General features: G+C 65.7%; 20 protein-coding genes and 1 riboswitch. Of the genes, 7 read left to right on the forward strand and 13 right to left on the reverse strand.

Features of this window, described 5'->3' with window-relative positions; genetic code table 11:
• Nucleotides 1-64: 64 nt before the first annotated feature.
• The 8 genes from atzF to RPPS3_RS07050 form a co-directional block, all read right to left on the reverse strand.
• Nucleotides 65-1,885 (reverse strand): allophanate hydrolase, encoded by a 1,821-nt coding sequence (gene atzF / locus RPPS3_RS07015; protein ID WP_107343446.1) that lies wholly within the window; start codon nucleotides 1,883-1,885, stop codon nucleotides 65-67.
• A complete protein-coding gene (gene uca / locus RPPS3_RS07020) occupies nucleotides 1,885-5,433 on the reverse strand; it encodes an urea carboxylase (protein WP_107343447.1) in 3,549 nt (1,182 codons plus the stop codon). The genes atzF and uca overlap by 1 nt, the downstream gene beginning before the upstream one ends.
• 2 nt (nucleotides 5,434-5,435) lie before the next feature.
• On the reverse strand, nucleotides 5,436-6,071 hold the full coding sequence (locus RPPS3_RS07025) for an urea amidolyase associated protein UAAP2 (protein WP_011156969.1): 636 nt from the start codon (nucleotides 6,069-6,071) through the stop codon (nucleotides 5,436-5,438).
• 2 nt (nucleotides 6,072-6,073) lie between these two features.
• Nucleotides 6,074-6,913, reverse strand: coding sequence for an urea amidolyase associated protein UAAP1 (locus tag RPPS3_RS07030; protein ID WP_107343448.1), 840 nt, complete (start codon nucleotides 6,911-6,913; stop codon nucleotides 6,074-6,076).
• Nucleotides 6,914-6,951: 38 nt separating this feature from the next.
• Nucleotides 6,952-7,743 (reverse strand): ABC transporter ATP-binding protein, encoded by a 792-nt coding sequence (locus RPPS3_RS07035; RefSeq protein WP_107343449.1) that lies wholly within the window; start codon nucleotides 7,741-7,743, stop codon nucleotides 6,952-6,954.
• Nucleotides 7,740-8,558, reverse strand: a complete 819-nt coding sequence (locus RPPS3_RS07040; protein WP_107343450.1) for an ABC transporter permease — start codon at nucleotides 8,556-8,558, stop codon at nucleotides 7,740-7,742. Before RPPS3_RS07040 ends, RPPS3_RS07035 begins: the two co-directional genes overlap by 4 nt.
• 34 nt (nucleotides 8,559-8,592) lie before the next feature.
• On the reverse strand, nucleotides 8,593-9,663 hold the full coding sequence (locus RPPS3_RS07045; RefSeq protein ID WP_107343451.1) for a putative urea ABC transporter substrate-binding protein: 1,071 nt from the start codon (nucleotides 9,661-9,663) through the stop codon (nucleotides 8,593-8,595).
• Between the two features lie 75 nt (nucleotides 9,664-9,738).
• Nucleotides 9,739-9,843, reverse strand: a riboswitch (guanidine-I (ykkC/yxkD leader).
• 193 nt (nucleotides 9,844-10,036) lie between these two features.
• Nucleotides 10,037-10,828 carry an enoyl-CoA hydratase/isomerase family protein gene (locus tag RPPS3_RS07050; RefSeq protein ID WP_107343452.1) on the reverse strand — a complete coding sequence of 264 codons (792 nt, stop codon included), beginning with the start codon at nucleotides 10,826-10,828 and terminating at the stop codon, nucleotides 10,037-10,039.
• A gap of 120 nt (nucleotides 10,829-10,948) precedes the next feature.
• Between RPPS3_RS07050 and RPPS3_RS07055 the strand changes: the two genes are divergently transcribed.
• Nucleotides 10,949-12,508, forward strand: coding sequence for a class I adenylate-forming enzyme family protein (locus tag RPPS3_RS07055; RefSeq protein ID WP_107343453.1), 1,560 nt, complete (start codon nucleotides 10,949-10,951; stop codon nucleotides 12,506-12,508).
• Nucleotides 12,509-12,665: 157 nt separating this feature from the next.
• Here the strand turns inward: RPPS3_RS07055 and RPPS3_RS07060 are convergent, their stop codons facing one another.
• Nucleotides 12,666-13,478, reverse strand: a complete 813-nt coding sequence (locus RPPS3_RS07060) for an IclR family transcriptional regulator (RefSeq protein ID WP_234820127.1) — start codon at nucleotides 13,476-13,478, stop codon at nucleotides 12,666-12,668.
• Between the two features lie 245 nt (nucleotides 13,479-13,723).
• On the opposite strand from RPPS3_RS07060, the gene RPPS3_RS07065 reads away from it, so the two are divergent.
• From RPPS3_RS07065 to RPPS3_RS07090, 6 genes are all read left to right on the forward strand, one after another.
• Nucleotides 13,724-14,584 (forward strand): MaoC/PaaZ C-terminal domain-containing protein, encoded by an 861-nt coding sequence (locus RPPS3_RS07065; protein WP_107343454.1) that lies wholly within the window; start codon nucleotides 13,724-13,726, stop codon nucleotides 14,582-14,584.
• A gap of 124 nt (nucleotides 14,585-14,708) precedes the next feature.
• On the forward strand, nucleotides 14,709-15,953 hold the full coding sequence (locus RPPS3_RS07070) for an ABC transporter substrate-binding protein (protein ID WP_107343455.1): 1,245 nt from the start codon (nucleotides 14,709-14,711) through the stop codon (nucleotides 15,951-15,953).
• A gap of 7 nt (nucleotides 15,954-15,960) precedes the next feature.
• On the forward strand, nucleotides 15,961-16,680 hold the full coding sequence (locus RPPS3_RS07075; RefSeq protein WP_107343456.1) for an ABC transporter ATP-binding protein: 720 nt from the start codon (nucleotides 15,961-15,963) through the stop codon (nucleotides 16,678-16,680).
• A complete protein-coding gene (locus tag RPPS3_RS07080; RefSeq protein ID WP_107343457.1) occupies nucleotides 16,673-17,377 on the forward strand; it encodes an ABC transporter ATP-binding protein in 705 nt (234 codons plus the stop codon). Before RPPS3_RS07075 ends, RPPS3_RS07080 begins: the two co-directional genes overlap by 8 nt.
• A gap of 13 nt (nucleotides 17,378-17,390) precedes the next feature.
• Nucleotides 17,391-18,254 (forward strand): branched-chain amino acid ABC transporter permease, encoded by an 864-nt coding sequence (locus tag RPPS3_RS07085; protein ID WP_011156981.1) that lies wholly within the window; start codon nucleotides 17,391-17,393, stop codon nucleotides 18,252-18,254.
• Nucleotides 18,251-19,261, forward strand: coding sequence for a branched-chain amino acid ABC transporter permease (locus tag RPPS3_RS07090; protein WP_107343458.1), 1,011 nt, complete (start codon nucleotides 18,251-18,253; stop codon nucleotides 19,259-19,261). The genes RPPS3_RS07085 and RPPS3_RS07090 overlap by 4 nt, the downstream gene beginning before the upstream one ends.
• 27 nt (nucleotides 19,262-19,288) lie before the next feature.
• Here the strand turns inward: RPPS3_RS07090 and RPPS3_RS07095 are convergent, their stop codons facing one another.
• From RPPS3_RS07095 to RPPS3_RS07110, 4 genes are all read right to left on the reverse strand, one after another.
• Complete coding sequence (locus RPPS3_RS07095) at nucleotides 19,289-22,447, reverse strand: efflux RND transporter permease subunit (RefSeq protein WP_107343459.1); 3,159 nt, start codon at nucleotides 22,445-22,447, stop codon at nucleotides 19,289-19,291.
• Nucleotides 22,444-23,838: an efflux RND transporter periplasmic adaptor subunit gene (locus RPPS3_RS07100; protein ID WP_107343460.1), complete on the reverse strand. Its 1,395-nt coding sequence runs from the start codon at nucleotides 23,836-23,838 to the stop codon at nucleotides 22,444-22,446. The genes RPPS3_RS07095 and RPPS3_RS07100 overlap by 4 nt, the downstream gene beginning before the upstream one ends.
• An 87-nt stretch (nucleotides 23,839-23,925) precedes the next feature.
• Nucleotides 23,926-24,321, reverse strand: coding sequence for a FixH family protein (locus RPPS3_RS07105; protein WP_107346478.1), 396 nt, complete (start codon nucleotides 24,319-24,321; stop codon nucleotides 23,926-23,928).
• A 96-nt stretch (nucleotides 24,322-24,417) separates the two neighbouring features.
• Complete coding sequence (locus tag RPPS3_RS07110) at nucleotides 24,418-24,816, reverse strand: hypothetical protein (protein ID WP_107343461.1); 399 nt, start codon at nucleotides 24,814-24,816, stop codon at nucleotides 24,418-24,420.
• Between the last annotated feature and the right edge of the window lie 476 nt (nucleotides 24,817-25,292).

The following is a 25,292-nucleotide window of genomic DNA, read 5'->3' on the forward strand; positions in this document are numbered from 1 at the left end:
CGTGGTCCGCGACTTCGGAATCCAGATCAGCGCTCTCCAGATCAGTGTCGTTTCGCCTCTCGCCTTACCCGGCAAGGCTTTTGATATAGGCCCTCCATCCGCCGAATGCCGAGATGTCGGTCGCGCCCTTCAGGCCCTCGGCCTCGACGATGAAGCCCTTCGGCGTGGTGCCATCAGACAGGCGCGTGGTGCCGATGCCGAGCGGGGCGGGGATGCCGGCGACGAAGCTGCCGAAGCCTTCGGCGGAGATCGCCCAGACCTCTGTGGCGATCGGGACGCCTTCGCCGGCCGCGACGCGCAGCAGGCCGGGCCGGAACGGCGGACCGCCTTGCAGTGCGAACAGCTTGTAGTCGGGCGCGGTCGGCACCGCGCGCAGGAAACGCGCGCCGCGGCTGGTGAGCTCGTGATTGAGCGGCATGCCGGAGAGATGCGCGCCGACCACGACCAGCTCGATCTCGTTCGCAGCCACAGATGTCGAAGCCTCAGTGGGAGGCGGCACCTTGGTGCTGCTGGCGCCGAGCGGGACGCCGCTCGCGGCGTGAAGGCGTTGGCCGAGCGCGGCGAGCATATCGTCGCGGCCGGAAGGTGCGATCAGCGTGACGCCGGACGGAAAACCATCGGCGCGGAAGCGGCTCGGCACGGCCAGCGCGCAGAGGTCGAGCAGATTGACGAAATTGGTGTAGGTGCCGAGCTCGCTGTTGGGGCCGATCGGATCGGCCTCCAAATCTGCGACCGTGCGCGGACGCGGATAGGTCGGCACCATCAGCACGTCGATGCTGCTCCAGATCGCATCCGCGGCGCGGCGCAGCTCTGCCAGCTGATACAGCCCGGCGAACGCATCGGCGGCACTGAACGCCGTCGCAGACCCGATGATCTTCCGCGTCACCGGATGCAGCAGGTCCGGGGTGGTCTCGATCACCTGACGGATCGCCTGATAGCGCTCTGCGACCCACGGGCCGCTGTAGAGCAGGTTGGCGACCTCGAACAACGGTGATAGGTCCACCGCGCGAGCAGGTGCAGACACCACCGTCGCAAGGTCCGTCACCGCAAGATCGAACGCGCGTTCGGACTGCAGGTCGCCGGCGAATTTGCGACTGGCCGTGTCCGGCACACCGACGCGCAGACCGGGCGGCAAAGCCGCAGGCTTAGCAGCTGCGCTAGGTTGCGGCCGCGACCAGGGATCGGCGCGGTCGAACGTCGCCATGACGCGATAGATCGCGTGGGCGTCGTCGACCGTGCCGGCGAACACCGAGATCGTATCCAGCGTTCGGCACGCGGGCACCATGCCGCGCGACGACACGCTGCCGAGCGATGGCTTGAGCCCGACGATGTTGTTGAGCGCAGCCGGCACGCGGCCGGAGCCTGCGGTGTCGGTGCCGAGCGCGAATGTCACCAGCCCATACGCCACCGCGACCGCCGAGCCGCTACTTGATCCGCCCGGGACGTAGCGCGGATCGATCGCGTTGCGCGGCACCGGATAGGGCGTGCGGACGCCGACCAGTCCGGTCGCGAACTGATCGAGGTTGGTCTTGCCGATCAGGATCGCGCCGGCATCGAGCAGACACTGAACCGCAAACGCGGTTTCGTTCGGCGCGTAGCCGAAGTCGGGGCAGGCGGCCGTGGTCGGAAGGCACGCGACGTCGATGTTGTCCTTGACGGCGAACGGCACGCCCCACAGCGGCTTGGTATCGGGATCGAACGATCCGAGCGCGGCGGCGTCGGCAACAACATCATGCTCCGGCCGCAGCGTGATGAAGATGCCGGGATCGGCCACGGCTTCGATCCGGCGATACGTCGCCGCAATGATTTCTGCTGGAGAGGCGCCGGCCGCATAAGCGGCGTGCAGCGTCGCGATCGTCGGGAAGGAGGCGGGTGCAGCCGACATCACACTTCCTCCAGCGCGCAGATCAGGTCGCCGGCGCGCAGCGTCTGACCCGGCTTGGCGTTGAGCGCCCTGACGATGCCGCGCGCGGTCGCCGGAATAGCGATCTCCATCTTCATCGACTCGATCACTGCCAGCGTCTGGCCGATCTCGACATGCTCGCCCGGTTCGACGGTGAGCTTCCAGACGTTGCCGGGTGCCTCGGTAAACTGGCCGACACAGCCGTCCGGCACGTCGCCGCCGGAGCCGAGCGCGGCTGCAGTGTCGTCCTCCACCACCTCGTCGAGCTTGGCGTCTCGCCAGCGCTGGCGTTCGGCCTCGAACGCGGACTGCTGGCGGGTCTTGAACGCCGTGATGCCTTCGGCTTCGCGCGTCAGAAACGCCTTGTAGTCGGCGTAGGAGAACGTCGTCTCTTCGATCTTGAGCGGATAGCCGCCGTGCGGAAACGCGGCGCGGGCGTCGAGCAGTTGTTCCGGCGTCACCGGGAAGAACCGGATCTGGTCGAAGAACCGCAGCAGCCAGGGATGACCGGGTTTGAATACTTCGGTGCTGCGCCAAGTGTTCCAGACCTGGATGGTGCGGCCGAACAGCTGATAACCGCCGGGGCCTTCCATGCCGTAGATACACATATAGGCACCGCCGATGCCGACGGCGTTCTCTGGCGTCCAGGTCCGGGCCGGGTTGTACTTGGTGGTGACCAGGCGATGCCGCGGATCGACCGGGGTGGCGACTGGCGCGCCGAGATAGACGTCACCGAGGCCGAGCACGAGGTAGTTGGCGTCGAACACGATGCGCTTGACGTCGTCCTCGCTGGCAAGGCCGTTGATGCGGCGGATGAACTCGATGTTGGACGGGCACCACGGCGCATCCGGCCGCACCAGCTCTTGATACTTGCGCATCGCCAGCACCGCCTGCGGATCGTTCCACGACAGCGGCAGGTGAATGATGCGGCTTGGCACCGCCATCGCTTCGACCGACGGCAGTTCGCGCTCGATTCTCGCCAGCGCGTCGAGCAGTTTGCGGCGCGACATCACCGCGCTGTCGTAGTGGATCTGCAGCGAGCGGATTCCGGGCGTGAGATCGATCAGACCCGGCAGCTTCGCTTTCTCCACCGCCTCGGCGAGCACGTGCACTCGCAGCCGCAGCGCGATGTCGAGCTCCATCGGGCCGTATTCGACCAGCAGATTGTCGTCGCCGGCGCGGCGATACACCACCGGGATCTCGCCATCGTCGTGGCGGCCGACGATCGCCGAGCCGAGCTCGGCAGGTGCGGCGATCACGGTGGGTCCCGCGACCGGATCATCGGCGCGCGTCACCGGCACGAAGCGAAGTTTGTCGCCGGGCTTGAGCTGACCGACCTTCCACAATTCGTCGCGCGCCACCACGGCCGGGCAGACGAAGCCGCCGAGGCTCGGGCCGTCGGGGCCGAGGATGATCGGCATGTCGCCGGTGAAGTCGATCGCGCCGACCGCGTAAGCATTGTCGTGGATGTTGGAGGGATGCAGGCCCGCTTCACCGCCGTCGGTGCGCGCCCATTGCGGCTTCGGTCCGATCAGCCGCACGCCGGTGCGGGCGCTGTTGAAATGCACTTCGTAGTCCGAGGAAAACAGCGTCGCGATGTCGTCGTCCCGGAAGAAATCGGGAGCGCCGTGCGGGCCGTAGATCACGCCGATCTGCCAGGTTCGCGTCAGCGCCGGCCTTTCCTCATCGGTGAGCGCACGCGGCTCCGCGACCGGCGCGACCGAGCCGAAATGCAGCACGTCGCCGGCCTTCAGCGCGCCGGTGGCATGGCCGCCGAACGCGCCGAGCGTGAATACCGCGCGGGAGCCGAACACCTCGGGCGCGTCGAAGCCGCCGCGGATGGCGAGATAGCAACGCTGACCGGCGCCCTCGATCTTGCCGATCGCCAGCATTTGGCCAGCACGCACCGCGATCGGCGTGTCGTTACTAATCGCTGTGCCGTCGAGCTTGGCCGCCATGGCGGCGCCGCACAGCGCCACGACGGCGTCGGCGTTGAAGCGCAGCGTCGGGCCGCTGACGGTGAGTTCGAATGCTGCGGTGGTTTCGGGATTGCCGACGATCCGGTTGGCGAGGCGGAACGAGCGCTCGTCCATCGGCCCGCTCGGCGGCACGCCGACGTGCCACAGATGCAGCCGGCCCGGCAGCTCCTGCAGGCCGGACTGCGCGCCGGGCGCCACCACGTCGATGGTGGGCGCCGCGAAGCTGAAGTCCGCCAACACCTTGGTGGCGACCTTGCCGCTGCGGAACAGATCGGACGCGGCGATCGCGCGCAGATAATCGAGATTGGTCTCGATCCCGGCGACGGTGGTCGTGGTGAGCGCGCCGATCATCTTGTCGATCGCGGCGTCGCGGTCGGCCGCGTGGACGATCAGCTTGGCCAGCATCGGATCGTAGAACGGCGTTACCTCGTCGCCGGTTTCGATCCAGCCATCGATACGCGCGTCATCCGGAAACGCCACCTGGGTCAGCCGGCCGGCCGAGGGCCGGAAGCCGGCACCGGGATTTTCGGCATACAGCCGCACTTCGATCGCCGCGCCTTGCGGCGGACGCGGCGTGTAGGTCGCAAGCGGGCTGTCGCCGGCAGCTTGGCGCACCATCCATTCGACCAGGTCGACCCCGAACACCGCTTCGGTGATCGGATGCTCGACCTGCAGACGGGTGTTGACTTCGAGGAAGTAGAATTCGTCGCGGGCGACATCGTAGATGAACTCAACGGTGCCGGCGGACTCGTAGGCGACACTCTGGCCGAGCGCGACCGCGGCCTGATGCAGCCGCGCACGCATCTCGTCCGAGATGCCGGGCGCCGGGGTTTCCTCGACCACTTTCTGGTTGCGCCGTTGCAGCGAGCAGTCGCGCTCGCCGAGCGCGATCACGTTGCCTTGGCCGTCGCCGAAGATCTGCACTTCGATATGGCGGGCGTCGGCGACGAAGCGTTCGAGATACACCCGCGCGTCGCCGAAGCTGGCGCGGGCGGTGCGCTGCACTGTGGCGAAGCGCTCGCGCAGCGTCGCCTCGTCGTGACACAGCTGCATGCCGATGCCGCCGCCGCCCGCGGTGCTCTTCAGCATCAGCGGAAAGCCGATGCGACCGGCGGCCTCGAGCGCTTCCTCGATGCTGTCGATCAGCCCGGTGCCGGGCAGCAGCGGAACGTTGCTGGCTTGCGCCAGTTCGCGCGCACGGTGCTTCAGGCCGAACGCCTCGAGATGTTCTGGACGCGGACCGATGAAGGCGATGCCGTGCTGCTTCAGCCGCTCGGCGAAGCCGCGGTTCTCCGACAGGAAGCCGTAGCCGGGATGCACCGCCTGCGCGCCGGTGGCGAGGCAGGCGTTGATCACGGCGTCGACGTTGAGATAGCTGTCGCTGGCGGCGTCGCCGCCGACCCGCACCGCTTCGTCGGCCTCGCGCACCGGACGGGTGAAACGGTCCGCGTCCGAATAGATCGCGACCGATGCGATCCCCATCCGACGCAAGGTGCGGCCGATCCGCCCGGCGATCTCGCCGCGGTTGGCAATCAGAACTTTGCTGAACATGATCAGTCCTCGCCTGCCTCGTAGATCACCACCTGGATCGGCGTCGGGAAGAAGCCGTTGCAGGGATTGTTGACCTGCGGACAGTTCGAGATCAGGCACAGCACGTCCATCTCGGCGACCATCTCGACGTAGTCGCCGGGCTTGGAGACGCCGTCGACCACGGTGAAATTGCCGTCGGGATCGAGCGGCACGTTCATGAAGAAGTTCAGATTAGGCACGATGTCGCGCTTCGACAGGCCGTGCTTGGCAGCTTCCAGCACGAAGTTCTCGCGGCAGGCGTGCAGATACTTGGTCTGATGTCCGAACCGCACGGTATTGCTCTCGCAGGAGCAGGCGCCGGCGGAAGTGTCGTGCAGGCCGCAGCTGTCGGCCACCATGCGCAGCATGGTGCGGCCCTCGGTGGACATGATCCGCGTGCCGGTGGTGACATAGGCCGAGCCCTGGGCGCGTAGTGTGTCCTGGCCGCTGTAGCGCTCGCCATGATCGTCGGCGGCGTAGAACAGAGTGTCGACCGCCTGCTGGCCGTGGCTGTCGACGATGCGCAGCGTCTGGCCCTTACGGATGATCGCCGACCACGGCACGCGCGCCGGGATCTCGGTGTCGAGCACGATGCGGGCGGAAGCGGGAATCGCGGTCATGCTCAGGCCCTCCCTGCGGCGCCAGCGAGATAGAAGGCGTTGTTTTCGAACGCACGCTTGGCTTCGAGCGACACGGTGCGGCACAGATCGTCGGAAGCGGGCTGAGGCGCCTGGTAGCGAATGAGGTCGATGTCGCCCGGTGCGTAACTTGGCGATGGATCGAGCGGGTGCGGACAGTTCGACACCGCGATCAGCAGGTCGAGCTCGGCACGCAGATCGACGAAGTCGCCCTTGTGGCGACGCTCGCCGTGCCATTCGAACCGGCCCTGCGAGTCGACGGCGACCGGTGCGAAGAATCCGATCGATGGATGCGCGTCGCGGCGATCAAGCCCGAGCTTGCCGGCGGCGAGCACGAAGTTGTCGCGGGCGTTGCGGAAATTGCCGGTGCCATAGCGGGCTGCATTGGTTGCGGCGTTGGAGCCGCCCACCATGGTGTCGTGGGCGCCGCTGGTGTCCTCGATGATCGACAGCAGCGCACGGCCCATGTCGGAGAGGATCACACGGCCTTTGCGCAAGGACGCCGCCCACTGCACCTTAATGGTGTCGGCGTGGTTCAGCCGCTCGCTCGGGTCGAGCGCATTCCAGGCCTGGATGCTAACGCAGGACGTGCCGCTGGTGTTGACGAGTCGCAGCGCTTCGCCGCGGCCGAGCTTGGTCACGTAGTACCAGCCGCCCGGCACGGTCTCGCGATGGATGATCGCGTCGGCGGCGATCGGCGCGCCGTCGCGCAGCAGCGGCGGCGGCAGGGCCTTCGGCGCCTGCTGCTGGCCCAGCGCCTTATGCTGTTCGTAGCGCCGGCGGTTGGCCTCGACTTCGGCCTTCTCTTGCTCGGTCAGGATCATGCTGTCCTCACGGTGAACAAATGCCGGGTCGTCCCGGCTCATGCTCCCTGTGCGGCCGGGTCGTCCCGGCCGGAGCGGATTGGATGGTCGGTGCGCGGCTGCGCGATGCGCCGCGGGAAGATTTCGAGATCGCGGGAAATCGTGGCGCCGTAGCGCTCGCGTTCCTCGGGACGGTTGCGATTGCGTTCGAACGCGATCACCCGCGTCGCCAGGCTGAAGGCCTCGGACAGATCGTGCGTGACCATCACCACGGTGAGCTCGGTCTCGTTCCACAGCCGCTTCATCAGCACGTGGATGTCGGCGCGGATGCCGGGATCAAGCGCGCCGAACGGCTCGTCGAGCAGCAGGATCTTTGGGCCGCGCATGATCGCCTGCGCCAGCGCCAGTCGCTGCTGCATACCGCCGGACAGTGCGGACGGATATTTGATCTCGTGGCCTTTCAGCCCGACCTCGTCGAGCAGCGCCATCGCCTGCTCGGTCGCCTCGCGCCGCGCCCGGCCGAACAGCCGGCCGAGCAGACGCGACTGCTGCAGCTCGCGGCCGAGCAGCACGTTGTCGAGCACGGTGAGATGCGGAAACACCGAATAGCGCTGGAACACCACACCGCGATCGGCGTCGGGTTCGCTCGGCATCGGCTGGCCATCGATCAGGATCTGGCCGCGGGTCGGCGTCTCTTCGCCGAGCAGCATGCGCAGGAAGGTGGTCTTGCCGCAGCCGGAAGGCCCGACCAGCGCGACGAAGGCGCGCGGCGCGACGTCGAGCGTGATCCGCTCCAGCACGATGTGGTCACCGTACTCTTTCCAGACGTTGTCGAAACGGATCGCGCTCATTCCGCCCTCACCGCGGCGAACCAGGGGAAGGCTTTGCGCTGGATCAGTCGCAACGCCAGGTCCATCACGAAGGCGAGCAGCGTGATCCACACCACGTAGGGGATGATCACGTCCATCGCCAAATAGCGCCGCACCAGGAAGATGCGATAGCCGAGCCCTGAGTCCGAGGCGATCGCTTCGGCGGCGATCAGGAACAGCCAGGCCGGTCCGAGTTGCAGGCGCAGCGAGTCGATCAGTCGCGGCAGGATCTGCGGCAGCACCACGCGGAGCGCGATCTGCCAAGTCGAGGCGCCGAGCGTCTGCGCCTTGATCAGTTGTTCGCGCGGCAGTTCGAGCACCTTCATCGACAGGTCGCGGATGATGCAGGGCAGCGTGCCGATCACGATCAGCGCGATCTTGGAGTTCTCGCCGAGACCCATCACGATGAACAGGATCGGCAGCAGCAGCAGCGGCGGCACCATCGAGGTGACCGACACGAACGAGCCGAGCAGGGCATTCGCGGCCGGCAGCAGGCCGATCACGATGCCGAACACGAGCGCCAGCGAGGTCGAGATCGCCAGCGCCGCGCCCAGCCGTTCGAGACTCGCCAGCGTGTCCGACCACAGCAGATAGCTGCCGGTGCGGGCATCGACCTGGAAGGCCATCTGCTTGACCGCCTGGCCCATGCTGGACAGCGCCGGCAGCAGCTTGTCGTTGGGATTCTCCGCCAGCCGCGCGCCGGAGCCCAGCAGATACGCAATGATCACCAGCACGAACGGCAGCGCCGCCATGTAGATGGCGAGTTGCCGTCCAGGCCTGATGTTCACCCATCGCATCGTCGTGCTCCGGCTTGGCTTGTGACGTGATCGCTTACAGCTTGCCGGCCGCGGCGGCATTCATGAAGCTCGGGTCGAACCGCAGCTTCACGTTGGCCTTGTCGCCGAGCACGGTCTTGTCCGCGAGCTCGATGCCGACGGCGTCGGCCGACTTCGCGCCCTTGCCGAGCAGGTCCTTGTCGAACAGGAACTTGCGGACGCGGTCCATGGTGCTGCCGATCGCCGCGCTCTTGGTGAAGGCTTCGGCGTCGGCGGCCTTGCTGAACAGCTTGGTCGATGCGAGCTGGCTTTCGAAGCCGGCCAGATCGGTGCCGGACGCCTTCGCCATCGCTTCCTTGGCGGCCTTGGCCTCGGCGCCTTCCGCCGTCATCTTCGCCATGGTCTCGTACCAGATCCCGACCAGCGCCTTGGCGAAGTTCGGATTGTCCTTCACCACCGCGGTGTTGGCGACCATCAGATCCATGATTTCACCGGGGATCTGCGAGGAGTCGAACACCTTGTGGGCGTCGGGCGAGGCGAGGATTTCAGAGACGATCGGATTCCAGGTCACCACCGCGGTGACGTCGGCCGTCTTGTAGGCGGCGGCGAGGTCGGCGTCGGAGGTGTTGACCACCTTGACGTCCTTTTCGCTCAGCTTGTTGGATTCGAGCGCGCGCGCCAGCAGATAGTGCGACACCGAGAACTCGACCAGATTGACCTTCTGGCCCTTGATCGCGGCGAAATCCTTCTTATCCTTGAGGATCACCGCGTCGTTGCCGTTGGAGAAGTCGCCGACGATCACCGCGGTGGTGTCGACGCCGCCGGCGGCGGGAATCGACAGCGCATCCATGTTGGTGATGGTCACCGCGTCATAGGAGCCCGCGGTGTATTGATTGATCGACTCGACGTAGTCGTTGAATTGCTTCACCTCGATGGTGATGCCGTATTTGTCCGCCCACTTCTTCACGATGCCGGTGTCGGCGGCATAACCCCAGGGCATCCAGCCGACATAAATCGACCAGGCGACCTTGAAGTCCTTCTTGGGGGCAGCGGAGGCTCCGGCGACGCTCAGCGCGACGATCGAGCCAGCAAGGATCAGAGAAGATAGGAAACGAGTCTTCCGCATCGGATCATTCCTCAGAATCTGGTCGCGATGAGGAATTGACGTGGACCATCGTTTGCCAATTCCTCGGCTTACGAGGTCTCCCGGGCTTTTGTCCCGCCGTGCGTCCGAAGGATTTCTCCCTTCGGGGGGCAGCTCTCGGACCAGCGCCTGAAACAGGCCGGAACCCTAGCCACCAACTCTGCGCCAATTGTTGCCCGAACGGACGGCATCTTTGAAGGTCCGCACGGCACAAACAATGTGCAATCGCTGGCGGTAGTTCGGTCAACTGCCCAGCGGTTCGGCGGTATCGGTATGATCGTGTGGTCACGACGACCAGCTTACCGATCTGCACAGATCTGCTACCGAGTTCGCCTGTATCTTCTGCGAGGCTTTCTCAGCGTCTGAAGTCCGCCTTCCGCTTTTCCTGAAAGGCTGCGACGCCTTCGGCGAATTCGGTGCTGCCGAAGGCGACGCCCTGGGCGAAGGCCTCGAGGGCGAAGAACTGTTCGATCGGTTCGAACGCGCCGTTGACCAGCATTTTGGTGAGGCCGAACGAAGTGGCGGGGCCGGCGGCAAGATCAGCGGCGAGCTTCAGCGCCTCGTCCATCAGCGCGTCAGCCGGCACGACGCGCTTGGCGATGCCGAGCGCCAGCGCCTCATCCGCTTCGACCCGGCGGTTGGTGAGCAGGATGTCCTTTGCGCGCATCGCGCCGACCGCGCGCGGCAGCGTCAGCGCCAGGCCGAGATCCGGCGCGGCACCGAGCCCGGGAAACGCCGCGCGGAAGTAAGCCTGCTCCGAAATCAGCACGATGTCGCACAGCAGAGCCAGCGAGAAGCCGGCGCCGGCGGCCGATCCGTTCACTGCGGCGATCACCGGCTTCTCGGCGGTGAGCAACATTTTGGCCCAGCCGTGCGTCACCTGCATCCGCCGCCGCACCTGCGGCGCGGCGCGCTCGCCCATATTGTTGATATCACCGCCGGCGCAGAACGAGCCCTCGCTGCCGGTGATCACCAGACAGCGCACGGTGGGATCGGAGAGCAATTCCGGGATGCGGAGTTCGAGATGCTGCTTGACCGCCGGTTGCAGTGCATTGCGCGTCGACGGGCTGTTGAGGCGAACCACCATGACGTCGGCATGGCGTTCGAACACGACGGCATCGCCGTCGGCGGCGCTGTGTGCAGGCATGTGTTTCCACCCTTGTTTTGTTTCCGGTGACGATAACGCAGTCGGCGACGATTTGCGAAAACGATTTTCGCAATGCTAAAACGCGTTCAAGCAACAACACGAACAGGGTGGGAGCGCGACATGCAGTTGACGGCGGGCTTGCGCAAGGCGGCCTCGTTCTGCGCCGACGACATCGCGCTCGTGACCCCCGAGCGCTGCTTCAGCCATGGCGAGGTGCTGGACCGCGTGGCGCGGCTCGCAAGCGTGTTCCGCCGCTTCGGCATTGAAGCCGGCGAACGGGTTGCGATCCTGGCGGCCAACGGCAACGCGTACATTGAGTGCTATTTCGCCGTGCTGTGGGCTGGTGGCGTCGTGGTGCCGATCAATTCCCGGTTCTCGCTCGCCGAGATGATCGAGCAGGTGACTGATGCCGAGCCGACGGTGCTGGTGAGCGATCGCAGCTTTCTCGACAGTGCGCTGCAACTCGCCGACGCCTGCCGCTGCATCGCCGCTGTGATCGCTGCCGCGCCGAACACCGCAGGGCTGCCGAAGCTCTACGATTACGAGGCTCTGCTCGCGGACGAGAAGCCTTGCGCCGACGCCGGCCGTGGCAACGACGATCTCGCTTGCCTGTTCTACACTGGCGGTACGACAGGCCGCGCCAAGGGCGTGATGCTCAGCCACCGCAATCTGTGGGTCAACGCGGTGGTGACGTCGCTGTCTTTCGGCTTCGATGAGACCACGGTGGCGCTGCACGCCGGGCCGCTGTTCCATCTCGGCGCCGGTGCTCGCGTCTACACCACCTCGATCATGGGCGGGCGACACGTGGTGATCCCGCAGTTCTCGCCGAACGACGTGCTGGCTGCGATCAGCCAGCACAAGGTGACGGTGGCGACGTTCGTGCCGACGATGCTCGGCATGATCCTGCAATTGCCGGACCTCGACAGTTACGATCTGTCGAGCCTGAAGCTGATCACCTATGGTGCTTCGCCGATGCCGGAAGCGGTGTTGCAGGAGTGCCTGCGGCGATTTCCGTCGATCAGGTTCGGCCAATCCTACGGCATGACCGAGCTGTCGCCGGTCGCGACCATCTTGTCGCCGGCCGATCATCTGCCGTCCGCACCGCGGCATCGGCTGCGCTCGGCCGGCCGGCCCATTGTGTCGGCGGAAGTCAGGATCGTCGATGCCGAGGACCGCGAGCTGAAACCTGGCGAGGTCGGCGAGGTGGTGGTCCGTGGCCCCATGGTGATGATGGGCTATTGGAAACAGCCGAAACTGACCGCGCAGGCGCTGCGCGGCGGCTGGATGCACACCGGCGATTCCGGTCGGTTCGACACTGATGGCTATCTCTACATCTCCGACCGGATCAAGGACATGATCATCACCGGCGGCGAGAACGTGTATTCGATCGAGGTCGAGAACGCGATCGCGTCGCATCCCGACGTGCTGCAATGCGCGGTGATCGGCATCCCACATGCCAAATGGGGGGAGGCGGTGCATGCGGTGGTGGTGCGCCGCGCGGGCTCTTCGCTGACGACGGATGAGCTGATCACGTTCTGCCGCTCTGTGATCGCCGACTACAAATCGCCGCGCAGCATCGAATTCCGCGACGACCCCCTGCCGCTGTCCAGCGTCAACAAGATCAACAAGGCGGCGCTTCGCGCGCCGTATTGGAACGACAAGGACCGGCGTGTGAATTGAGGTTGTTCGGGCATAGCGCCATCCCTGTCGTCATTGCGAGGAGCGCAGCGACGAAGCAATTCAGCTTCGTGCGCCGGACGATGGATTGCTTCGCTTCGCTCGCAATGACGGGGAGAGGCCGTGCCTCTGCCGTGCGTAAGGACGACGGAGCGCGCCGTTACCCGCCCAGCGCGGCGCTGATTGCTCTCGCGGCGTGGGCCAGCGCCGGGCCGTGGTGTTCGATCAGCTGCTGCTGCGACACCAGATAGGCCGGGCCGCCGAAGCTCAAGGCATATACCGGGCCGCCATTCGGCGGCACGATTGCGGCGCCGACTGCGTTGATGTCCTTGCGCCACTCGCCGGTCGAGATGCAGAAGCCCTGTCGGGCCATCTCGCGCATCGACTTGGTGATCGATTTTTCGATCTTCGGCCAGTCTGAGCCATGATGCTCGCGCAATTCCGTCAGCAGCGCCCGGCGCTCGTCGTCGCCGATTGTTGCCAGATAGGCTTTGCCGAGCGACGTGGTGGCGAGCGGCACGCGCGAGCCCGGTGGCAGCCGCAGGCCGATCAGCGCGTCGCTTTCGCAGCTTTCGATGTTCAGCATCATCAACCGTTCGCGGGTGCCGAGCCCGACATGCAGCTGGCTGTCTTCGGCGAGCCTGGTCATGATCGGCAGCGCGGCTTTGCGGACGTCGAGGTTGGCGAGCGCCGCGTAGCTCAGTGCCAGCGCGCGGGCGCCGAGCTGATAGGTCGCCGAGCGCGGCTCGTAGGTGAGATAGCCGAGCTGGATCAGCGTGTGTGTCATCCGCGAGATCGTCGGCTTCGGCAGGCCGGTGCGCTCGGCGAGCTCCTGATTGCCGAGCGCGCGGTCGCCGGCGCGAAACGCCCCGAGCACGTCGAGGCCGCGCGCTAGCGCCGAGACGAACAGCCGGCCGCCGGCATCATCGCGTTCGGCGGCGTCGGCGCGGGGCCGGCGCGATGCGCGCTGCAACGATTGCCGCTCGGCGCGGCGTTGCGCACGATCTTCCGAGCTCGCAGCAGGAGGCCGCTTCGCGGTTGTCGCTCCGCCGCGTCGCTTGCCCGCTGCGGGCCCGCGCGTGGTTGTCTTCGCCGCCATGATCGAGGTTTCCGTGCGGCGCGGCCGCGAGTCAAAGATGTTTGCGAAAATCGATTTCGCATATTGTGCGACAGCCACCGCGGTGGCAAGCTGCACAAAAAACAAGAGGAAGCGGAAGGATGCCGATCGACCCCGCGCGCTTGCGCAACTGGCCCATTCCCGACATCGAGCAGAGCTATACGGAACGCGACACTATGCTGTACGCGCTCGGCGTCGGCTATGGCGACGCCCCGCTCGACGCGAAGCAACTGCGTTACGTCTACGAGCAGGATTTGCAAGTGCTGCCGTCGATGTCGGTGGTGCTTGGCTATCCGGGATTCTGGCTCGGCAATGAGGAGACCGGCGTCGACTGGCGCAGGGTTCTGCATGGCGAGCAGGGGTTCGAGATTTTCAAGACGCTGCCGCCGAAGGCGACGGTGGTCGGGCGTTCGCGCGTCACCGGTCTGTTCGACAAGGGCGCCGGCAAGGGCGCCGTGTTGCTGTCGGAGCGCGATGTCGTCGACAAAACGACCGGCGAGTTGCTGTGCCGCCTGACCTCGACCACGATGCTGCGCGGCGACGGCGGGTTCGGAGGACCTTCGGGACCGTTGCCGGTGCCGCACGCGCTGCCCGAGCGTGCTCCTGATCTGTCGCTGCGGATCGCAACCTCGCCGCGCGCCGCGCTGCTGTATCGGCTGTCCGGCGACTACAATCCGCTGCACGCCGATCCCGAAGTCGCGCGCAAGGCCGGATTCGACAAGCCGATTCTACATGGGCTGTGCAGCTTCGGCGTGGTGTGCCGCGCCTTGGTCGAGCTGTGCTGCGATGGCGATCCGACGCGGCTGACCAAGATGCAGGTGCGGTTCTCCTCGCCGGTGTATCCCGGCGAAACCATCGTCACCGAAGTTTGGAACGAAGCGGCTGGGCGAATCTCGTTCCGCGCCAAAGTGGCCGAACGGGATGTCGTTGTGATCAACAACGGTCTCGCCGCGGTTTCATGACGTTGGTGGATTATTCCGCGTGCAGGAAAACGAAGCGACCGGCCTGCGGAGAGTGACTTTCGGCGGGCATCACGTATAAGTCCGCCGACGCTGCAACAACAACGAACAACAAAGAGGAACGCCCGTGTCCATTTCCCGACGTTCATTCGGAATCGGTGCGACTGGTCTGGTGCTCGGAACGGTCGCAGCGCCTTGGGTTCGCAACGCCAGCGCCGAGCCGGCGCCGATCAAGATCGGCGTGATCAATTCGATGAGCGGCGGTCTGTCGGCCTACGCGCAGGAAGGCAAGCCGGCGTTCGACTACATCATCGACCAGATCAACAAGAACGGCGGCATCAAGAGCAAAGATGGCGCCAAGATTCAGTTGCTGCAGGCGGACGACGCCAGCCAGCCGGCGCGGACCGCGACCGAAGCGCGCCGCCTGATCACCGAAGAAAAGGTGCCGTTGCTCACTGGCACCATCCTCAGCGCCCAGATGCTGGCGCTGACGCCGGTGCTCGACGAATTGAAGGTGCCGACGCTGTCGATCTGGGCCGGCGGCGCAAAGTCGAACTACATGTTCTCGCTCGGCTACCCGTATGATCGCGGCTACGCGCAGTCGATGCACGATTTCATCGTGTCGCTGCGCGACAATGACAAGTTCCCGATCAAGACCGCGGTGATGTGCTACTCGAACTACGAGGCCGGCCAGCAGGTCAACAAATTCCTGGTCGAGAAGCTGAAGGCCAGCGGCATCGAGGTGATTGGCGAAGCGCCGCTCGACACCAAGGCGCAGGACCAGACCTCCGCGATGATCCGCATCCGCTCGCTCAAGCCGGACGTGGTCACCGGGCTGGTGACTCCACGTGACGGCATTCTGATGCATCAGGCGCGCTACAACCTGAACTACCAGGGCAGTCTGTTCGTCGGCGGCACCGGCGGCTACTCGGACCTGTCGCTGTGGAAGGATCTCGGCCCGGAGATCGGCAAGGCGGTACTGACGCGCAACCTGTTCGGCATGACCGGCTTCAGCGCCGGCGCCAAGATGGACTCGATGCAAAAGATCATCACCGAGCTGCGCGACGTCGCCAAGCTCGATCGGATCGGCCAGGGCGCGGTCCAATACGCCCAGGGCGCCCGCGTGCTGCAGCAGGTGCTGGAGAACGCCAAGTCGCTGGAGCCGGACGCGCTGCTCGCGGCTTTCAAGGGCTTTAAGATTCCGTTCGGCGATCCGCATCTCTACATCGCCAAGCCGAAGGGCCTGCAGTTCGCCGAAGACCGGCTGCTGACCGACGGCTCGGCGATGATGATCCAGTGGATGCCGGATCAGAGCCAGGAGGTCGTGTTCCCGAAGGAGTTCGCACAGGCAGCTCCGCGTCCCAAGAGCTGATCTCGTCGTGGCCCTTCTCGAAGTCGACAACATCAGCAAACGCTTCGGCGGCCTGCTCGCGCTGAACGACGTCTCGTTCGGCGTCGAGAAGGGCGAGATCCTCGGCATCATCGGCCCCAACGGCGCCGGCAAGACGACGCTGTTCGGCGTCGTCTCCGGCTTCATTGCGCCGTCGAGCGGCGACGTCCGGTTCGACGGCCAGCGCATCACCGGCATTTCGCCGGACCGGCTGACGCGCCGCGGCCTGGTGCGCAGCTTCCAGATCGTCCAGACCTTCGCCGACATGACGACGCTCGAGGTCGTCACCACGGCGGCGCTGACCCGGCGGCCGTTGCGGCAGGCGATCGATTATGCAGCCGAGGTGCTCACGCGCGTCGGCCTCGGCGCCAAGCTCGATGAAACGCCGGCGACGCTGTCGCTGCAGGACAAGAAGCTGCTCGAGGTCGCCAAATGCGTCGCGACCGATCCGCAGTGCATCCTGCTCGACGAGGTGATGGCCGGCCTCACCATGGCCGAGACCGAAGCGCCGATGGCGATCATCCGCGAACTGAACCGCTCCGGCGTCACCATCGTGATGGTCGAGCATGTCATGCCGGTGATCATGCGGATGGCGACCCGGATGGTGGTGATCAATTTCGGCGAGAAGATCGCCGAGGGCACGCCCGACGAGATCATCAAGGACCGCAAGGTAATCGACGCTTACTTCGGAGAGCATCTCGATGCTTGAGGTCGAAGGTCTGGTCGCAGGCTATGGCGGCTCGCCGATCCTGCGCGACGTGTCGCTCAGGCTCGCATCCGGCGAAATCGTCGGCCTGCTCGGCGCCAACAATGCCGGCAAGACCACGCTGATTAACTGCCTGTCGGGGATCGTGACGCCGATGTCCGGCCGCATTGTGTTCGACGGCCAGGACGTCACCCGCACCACGGCGCGCGAACGGGTCGAACTCGGCATCATCCAGGTGCCCGAAGGGCGGCTTGTGTTCCCCGAGATGAGCGTGCGCGAGAACTTGCTGCTCGGCGGGTTCTGCGACCGCGCCCGGCCGCATCGCCCGGCGCAGATGGAAAAGGTGCTGGATCTGTTCCCGCGGCTGAAGGAACGGCTGACTCAGGCCGCCGGCACGCTGTCCGGCGGTGAGCAGCAGATGCTGGCGATCGGCCGCGGGTTGATGGCGGAAGCGCGCATTCTGATGCTCGACGAGCCCTCGCTCGGCCTGTCGCCGCTGTTCGTCCAATATATCTTCGAGATCATCGACCAGTTGCACCAGAGCGGCCTCACCATGCTGCTGGTCGAGCAGAACCTCAATCTGACGCTGCGCCATGCGCAGCGCTGCTACGTGCTCGAACGCGGCCAGGTCGCGGTCGAAGGCACGGCCGATTTGGTCAGGGACGATCCGCGCACGCGGCAGGCTTATCTGGGCCTGTGAACGGAGACGGCAAGTGAGCGAATTCTGGCAGGCCTTGGCGCAAGGCGTCCTGATCGGAAGCACCTACGGGCTGCTCGCGCTGGGCATGGGCCTGGTGTACGGTGTATCCGGCATCGTCAACTTCGCCCATGGCGATTTCATCTCGCTGGCGATGTTCATGGCGCTGGCGCTGTTCTCGGCATTCGCGCTCGATCCGTACGTCTCGGCGCTGATCACCATCCCGGTGATGGCGCTGATCGGTGGGCTGGTCTACCGCTATCTGTTACGGCCGATGGCCGGGCACCAGTTTCTGATGATCGTGCAGCTCACGCTGGGTCTCAGCCTGGTGCTGCAGAACGGCATCCTGATGGTGTTCGGCGGCCAGCCGGCGCGCACGCCGTCGATCGTTGAATCCAAGCTGATCATTCTCGGCGACGTCGTGCTGCGGCTGCCGCATCTGATCGCGTTCGCGGTCGCATTCGCGATGGCGATCGGGCTTTACGTGATGCTGCGCTCGACCGATTTCGGCCGTTCGATCCGTGCGGTGCATCAGAACGCGCGTGCCGCGGCATTGATGGGGGTCGATGTCGGGCGGGTTCAGGTCGTCACCTTCGCGATCGGCGTCGCCATCCTCGCCGTCGCCGCGGCGCTGCTGCTGCCGGGCACGCCGATCACCCCGACCCAGGGCCTGCAGTACACCGTGATCACGCTGCTCGTTGTGGTGCTCGGCGGCATGACCAATTTCGTCAGCATCATGCTCAGCGGCCTAGTGATCGGCATCTCCGAGGCGTTCGGCCAGATCTACGTGTCGGATACGCTCGGCCGTCTGGTGCCTTACGCGATCTTCGTGCTGATCATGCTGTTCCGGCCGCAGGGCCTGACCTGGAGGACGTCATGATCGGCAAGGGCTTCTACCAGACCCTGGCGTCGCCGTGGCTGTGGGGCATTCTGGTGCTTGCGGCCTGCCTGCCGCTGGCGCTGAACAGCTACCATCTCCACCTTCTGACCCTGGCGCTGGTCTATGTGGCGCTGGCGTCGGCCTGGAACATCGTCGGCGGCATGGCCGGACAGGTGTCGCTGGCGCACAGCCTGTTCATCGGCATCGGCGCGATGCTGTCGACCGCGCTGTTGGTCAAGTTCGGCATCAACATGTGGGCCGGGCTGGTGATCTCCGCGGCGATCGCCGGCGCGCTCGGCGCCATGATCGCCTGGATCGACTTCCGCTTCCAGCTTGGCCATCTCTCCTTCGTGCTGATCACACTGGCATTCGCCGAGATGGGCGTGATCATCGTCGAAGGCTGGGAATTCCTCGGCGGCGCGTCCGGTCTCCTGCTTCCGCGTGACACCGGTGATTTCTGGGCGTTCCAGTTTGGTGGCGGACGCGGTGCGTTCTGGGTGATGCTGGGACTGGCGGCCGCTGTGGTGCTGGTCAACGTCGCGATCCTCAATGCGCCGCTCGGCTATTATCTGCGCACCATCCGCGACAACGAGAAGGCCGCGCAGGCGATCGGCGTCAACGTGCTGCGCCACAAGATCACCGCGATGACGATCTCGGCGGTGCTGACCTCGATCGTCGGCACCTGCTATGTGCGCTATCTGACGTTTGCCGATCCGTATCTGCTGGCGACTCCGACGATCACCATCGAGATCGTGCTGTTCGCCACCGTCGGCGGGCTCGGCCGCGCGTTCGGTCCGGCTCTGGGTGCGCTGCTGCTGGTGCCGCTCGGCGAGGTGCTGCGCGGCCAGCTCGGCGGGGCGGTGCCGGGGCTGCACTATTTCATCTATGGCGTCGTCGTGATCGTGGTGATCCTCGTCACGCCCCGCGGTCTGCTGCCGCTAGCCGAGCGGGCGTGGCGCAGCTTGCGCCGCCGCGGCCCGGAGCCGCGGCCGGCTTCAGCGTCGTAAGCCGAGACCATCAACTGCCGGGAGCGACTACGCTCCCGGCGCCAGCGCTGCCCCCGCATCGCAGCGGCGAGCCGCGCGCTTCTGCTTAAAGCCTTCGATCAGGCCGTAGATCGCCGGGATGACGATCAGCGTCAGCAGTGTCGACGACACCATGCCTCCGATCATCGGCACCGCGATCCGCTGCATGATTTCGGAGCCGGTGCCGCTGCTCCACAGGATCGGCAGCAGGCCCGCCATGATCGCCACCACGGTCATCATCTTCGGCCGGACGCGCTCGACCGCGCCTTCCATGATCGCCTCCTGTAGATCGCGCGGCGTTAATCGCCGGCCTTCAGCGGCGCATCGCGCTTTGGCGGCGGCCAGGGCGTGGTCGAGATAGATCAGCATCACCACGCCGGTCTCGGCTGCGACGCCCGCCAGCGCGATGAAGCCGACTGCGACTGCGACCGACAGATTGAAGCCGAGCGCCCACATCAGCCACAGCCCGCCGACCAGCGCGAACGGCAGCGACAGCATCACGATCAGCGTTTCGGTCAGCGATCGGAAGTTGAGGTAGAGCAGCAGGAAGATGATCGCGAGCGTCAGCGGCACCACGATCTTCAGCCGCGCGGTGGCGCGTTCGAGGTACTCGTACTGCCCGCTCCAGGTCACATAGGTGCCGGCCGGGAAGCTCACGCCGGCCTGCACCGCCTGCTTGGCGTCGGCGACGTAGCCGCCGAGGTCGCGGTCGCGGATATCGACATAGATGTAGGTCGCGAGCTGGCCGTTCTCGGTGCGGATCGAGGTTGGGCCGCGCGCCGGCTGCACCGTCGCCACCTCGCCGAGCGGCACGGCGCCGCCGGCCGGCAGCGGCACCAGCACGTCCCGGGCGATTCCTTGCGGATCGTCACGCAGCTCGCGTGGATAGCGCATGTTGACGGTGAAGCGCTGGCGGCCTTCCACCGTCGTGGTCACGGTTTGGCCGCCGAGCGCAGTGGCAATGGTGTCCTGCACGTCCTGGATCGCGAGGCCGTAGCGTGCCAGCGCCGTTCGATCCGGAACAATCTCCAGATAATAGCCGCCGATGGTGCGTTCGGCATAGGCCGAGGAGGTGCCGGGGACGGTCTTCAGCACCTGCTCGACCTGTTTGGCGAGGCGGTCGATCTCGACCAGATCGGTGCCGATCACCTTGACGCCCACCGGCGTGCGGATGCCGGTCGACAGCATGTCGATCCGCGCCTTGATCGGCATTGTCCAGGCATTGGAGACGCCGGGGAATTGCAGCGCCTTGTCCATCTCGGCAATCAGCCCGTCGGTGGTCAGGCCTGGTCGCCATTCTGCTTTCGGCTTGAGGTTGATCACCGTCTCGAACATTTCGGTCGGCGCCGGATCGGTCGCAGTCGAAGCGCGGCCGGCCTTGCCGTACACCGAGGCGACCTCGGGGAAGCCGCGGATGATGCGATCCTGCATCTGCAGCAGCTCGGCCGCCTTGGTGATCGACAGGCCGGGCAGGGTGGTCGGCATGTAGAGCAGCGTGCCTTCGTCGAGCGCGGGCATGAACTCGGTGCCGAGTTGGCGCGCCGGCCAAATCGAGACGCCGAGCACCACCAAAGCCAGCACGATCACCAGCGTCTTGGCGCGCAGCACGCCGCGGATCACCGGACGATAGATCCAGATCAGCGCCCGGTTGATGATGTTGCGATGCTCCGGAACGATCTTGCCGCGGACGAAGATCACCATCAGGGCCGGCACCAGCGTCACCGACAGCAGCGCGGCCGCCGCCATCGCGAATGTCTTGGTGAAGGCGAGCGGTCCGAACAGCCGGCCCTCTTGTGATTCCAGCGTGAAGATCGGCAGGAACGACACGGTGATGATCAAGAGACTGAAGAACAGCGCCGGTCCGACCTCGGAGGCGGCCTCGATCAGGATCGCGACGCGTGACTTGCCCGGTTCGGCGCGCTCAAGGTGCTTATGGGCGTTCTCGATCATCACGATCGCGGCGTCGACCATGGCGCCGATGGCGATCGCGATGCCGCCGAGGCTCATGATGTTGGAGCCGAGGCCGAGCAGCTTCATTGCGGCGAAAGCCATCAGCACGCCGATCGGGAGCATCAGGATCGCCACCAGCGCGCTGCGGACGTGCAGGAGGAAGATGATGCACACCGCGGCGACCACCAGGCTCTCTTCGAGCAGCGTGTGCTTCAGCGTGTCGATCGCGCTGTAGATCAGCGTCGAACGGTCATACACCGGCACGATCTCGACAGATTTCGGCAGGCTGCTGGCGATCTCCTGGAAGCGTTTCTTGACGTGCTCGATCACATCGAGCGCGTTGACGCCGAAGCGCTGCAGCACGATACCGCTGGCGACTTCGCCTTCGCCGTTGAGCTCCGCGATGCCGCGGCGCTCATCGGGGCCGAGTTCGACCCGCGCGACGTCCTTCAGCAGCACTGGTGTGCCGCCGCTAGCCCTCAGCACGATGTTGCCGAGGTCGTTGATGTCCTTGATGTAGCCTTTGCCGCGGATGACGTATTCGAACTCCGACAGCTCGACGGTGCGGCCACCGACATCGGCATTCGACGCACGGATCGCCTCGCGCATCCGCGCCATAGTGATGCCGCGGTCACGCATCCGCTGCGGATCGAGCACCACGTTGTACTGCTTGACGAAGCCGCCGATGCTGGCGACCTCGGCGACGCCTTCGGCCTTGGCCAGCGCAAACCGCAGATTCCAGTCCTGGATGGTGCGGGTGTCAGCAAGGTTCAGCTGTTTCGACATCACCGCGTATTGATAGACCCAGCCGACACCGGTGGCGTCCGGGCCGATGCTCGGCGCGACGCCTGCCGGCAGGCGCGAGGCGGCGCCGTTGAGGAATTCCAGCACCCTCGACCGCGCCCAGTAGATGTCGGTTCCATCCTCGAAGATCACGTAGACGAACGACACGCCGAAGAACGAGAAGCCGCGCACCACTTTCGACTTCGGCACCGTCAACATCGCGGTGGTCAGCGGATAGGTGACCTGATCCTCGATCACCTGCGGCGCCTGCCCGGGATATTCGGTGTAGACGACGACCTGGGTGTCGGAGAGATCCGGAATGGCGTCGAGCGGCAGATGCAGCAGGGCGTAGAGGCCCGCAGCCGCTGCGAAGCCGGTGCCGAACAGCACCAGCAGCAGGTTGCGCGCCGACCAAGCGATGATCCGGGCAATCATGGCTGGGCTCCGGCGTGGTCGTGTGCGTGATTGTGAGACGATGCTTGCGGCTCGGTGGTGGGGGCGTTCGCTCCGTCGGCAAAGCCCTTTAGCGCGGCCTTCAGATTGCTCTCGGCGTCGATCAGGAAGTTGGCGGAGGTGACCACCGCCTCGCCTTCGTCGATGCCGTGTTTGATCTCGAGGACGCCGTCGCCGCGACGTCCGAGCGTCACCGTCCGCGGCTCGAACCGGCCGTCGCCCTTGTCCACCAGCACGATGCGGCTGCTGCCACTATCGAGCACAGCGGAGGTGGGGATCGTCAGCGCCGGTGCGTCGCCGGCGATGTCGATCTCGGCATCGACATACATGTCCGGCAGCAGCTTCAGATCCGGATTGGCGAGTTCGACGCGCAGCCGCGTGGTGCGGGTGTCGCGATTGACCTGCGGATAGATCACCGCAATCGTTCCGGACAGTGCGCGATCCGGGAAGGCGCGCGCCCGGATCGTCACCTTCTGGCCGACAGCGAGAGAGCCGAGATCGCGTTCGGCGACGTCGACCAGCGCCCACACCGTTGAGATGTCGGCGATTCGAAACAGCACGTCGCCGACATTGGCGCGCATGCCGTCGATTGCGTTGCGCTCCAGCACGATGCCGTCGCGTGGCGCGCGCCATTGCACCGTCACCGGCGCGGTCCGCGTCCGTTCCAATTCGGCGATAGTCTCGTCGGGTACGTCGAGATTGACCAGCCGCTGCCGCGAGCCGCGGCCGAACGCTTCGATCGTGCTGGTGGTCTTCGAGTTGATGGTCGACAGATATTCGGCGGCGGCCGACGCGATCGCCGAGCTGTAGATCTGCATCAGCGGCTGCCCGGCCTTGACGAAGCTGCCGGTGGTGACGTCGGCGATCTTCTCGACGAAGCTCTCGCTGCGCATCGCGATCACCGAGACGCGGCGCTCGTCGAGCTGGATCACGCCAGGGGCCTTCACCATCACATGCAGGGCGCGGCGTTCGGCTGGCTCGGATTTGACGCCGCTGCGCTGGATCTTGCCGGGCGATAGCTTCACCGTGCCGTCCGCACTGTCCTCGCCCTCATAGACGGGGACGTAGTCCATCCCCATCGAGTCCTTCTTCGGCACCTTGGAGATGTCGGGCAGCCCCATTGGATTGCGGTAGTACAGGATCTTGCGGGTGGGATCGGGCGCGGGCTTCGGCGCCGGCTGCGCAGAGGGCTCGTCGGCCTCATACACCGGCAGATAAGCGCGGCCTTGCGCATCGGCCTTCGGCACGGCCGACCAGCGCGGCGCGCCGGATGGATCGCGGTAGTACAGCGGCGATCGCTCGTCGGCCGCAGCGGGCGCAGCGAAACAGAGTCCGATCAGAAACAGCAGGGAGGGTGAGCGCAGCTTGGTCATGACGTGCACCGTCGCGCGCCGCCAGGGCGCATCCGAATTCGGGAGATTGGAAGGACGGCGGCGCCGCGGCTGCGGCGCCGCGCTGGCCTATTTGAATGCCTTGACGATCACCTTGCCGGTGACGGTCTCGGGCTCGCCCTGGACCTTCGCCGACAGCGTGATCTGGTAGCGGCCGGCCATCGGCAGGTCGGTCTTGAAGGCGTACACGCCGGGCTCCGGCGACGGCAGCGCTGTCACCGGCGACACCATGTCGGCCATGTTGTCCGGCGCCATGTCGACGCGGGTCTTGAAGATCACCGCGCCTTCCACCGGCTTGCCGGTGGTCTTGTGGGTGAGGCGAATCGCGACGGTGACGTCGTCGCCCTTCTTCATCTCGGGCGTCTTGGGCTCGAAGGCGTAGTCACCTGCGCCTGCCATCGCGGCGGTCGCAAACAGGGCGAGCGCGGCGGCGCAGGCCGCTGCGGTGCTGAATTTCGCAGTCATCATGATCTCCAAACGTGTCTGATCTCGTGCCGCGGCCGAACGGCGCGCAGCATTTATCGGCGCGGGCGAAACGCTCGCGCGGCGGTCAGCGAGAGATCAGACGCGAGGAGGCCGGAACGGCGGGCTGCCGGCGTGGTCCGGCACGAACAGGTCGGCCGGGGGGGACACTGGACTGGCGCGTTGGGCGATGAACTTCACCGGCACCGTAGCAACCGGCGAGAAGCCGACCGAGGCGCCGACGCAGCAGAACCCGAGCGGGCACTTAGCCGGATGTTTCGGCAGGGAGGGCGTTACTGGCGCCGCATCGGCGGTGGCGCCGTGGCAAGATTCGACGGCGGCGGTGACGTGGGTGCCAGCGTGATGCTCGTGGTGCTGGACGTGCTGCGCGGCTTCCGCCGGTCCGGTAGGCAGCATGACGGCCGACGCCGAGCCGACCGGCAAAGCCGCCAGCGACAACGCCATCATCAGCGCCAAGATCGTCCGGAACAGTCGCATCCCGCTTTCAGCTCGCCAAGGGCTATCGGCGATCCGATAGCACGATGCCAGAGGTAAGACTTGTCACGCGTCAATTTCAAGACCGACGCTTATAGAAGGCGCGACGGTCTCGATTTTGGTGATCATACCCCTGCAGGGTATCCGGGCGCAAGGGTGCCGTTTCGGCATCCGCCACGGGGCTGGCGCGCGCGCCGGGCGCTGCATCGAGCCTCCCTGGTGCCGTGACACCTGTCCGTCGCCTGCTGCCGGCCCTGCAGTGGCCGTCGGGACACAATTCCACATCCATCTAAAGAATTATTCTCGTGGCGCGAAGGAACTCATTCTTCTGCGAGCGCCTTCGAGAAAATGCACTGCTAATCGTCCGGGTTGAATCGACAGCAATGAGTTGAGTGCATCTGTTAGTAGAAATCTATTCTATTAGTTGTGTGTTTGGCGACAGATCGCTGACATGGACACAACTCAAATCTTCTCCTATT

Source organism: Rhodopseudomonas palustris (assembly GCF_003031265.1).
Lineage (GTDB): Bacteria > Pseudomonadota > Alphaproteobacteria > Rhizobiales > Xanthobacteraceae > Rhodopseudomonas > Rhodopseudomonas palustris_H.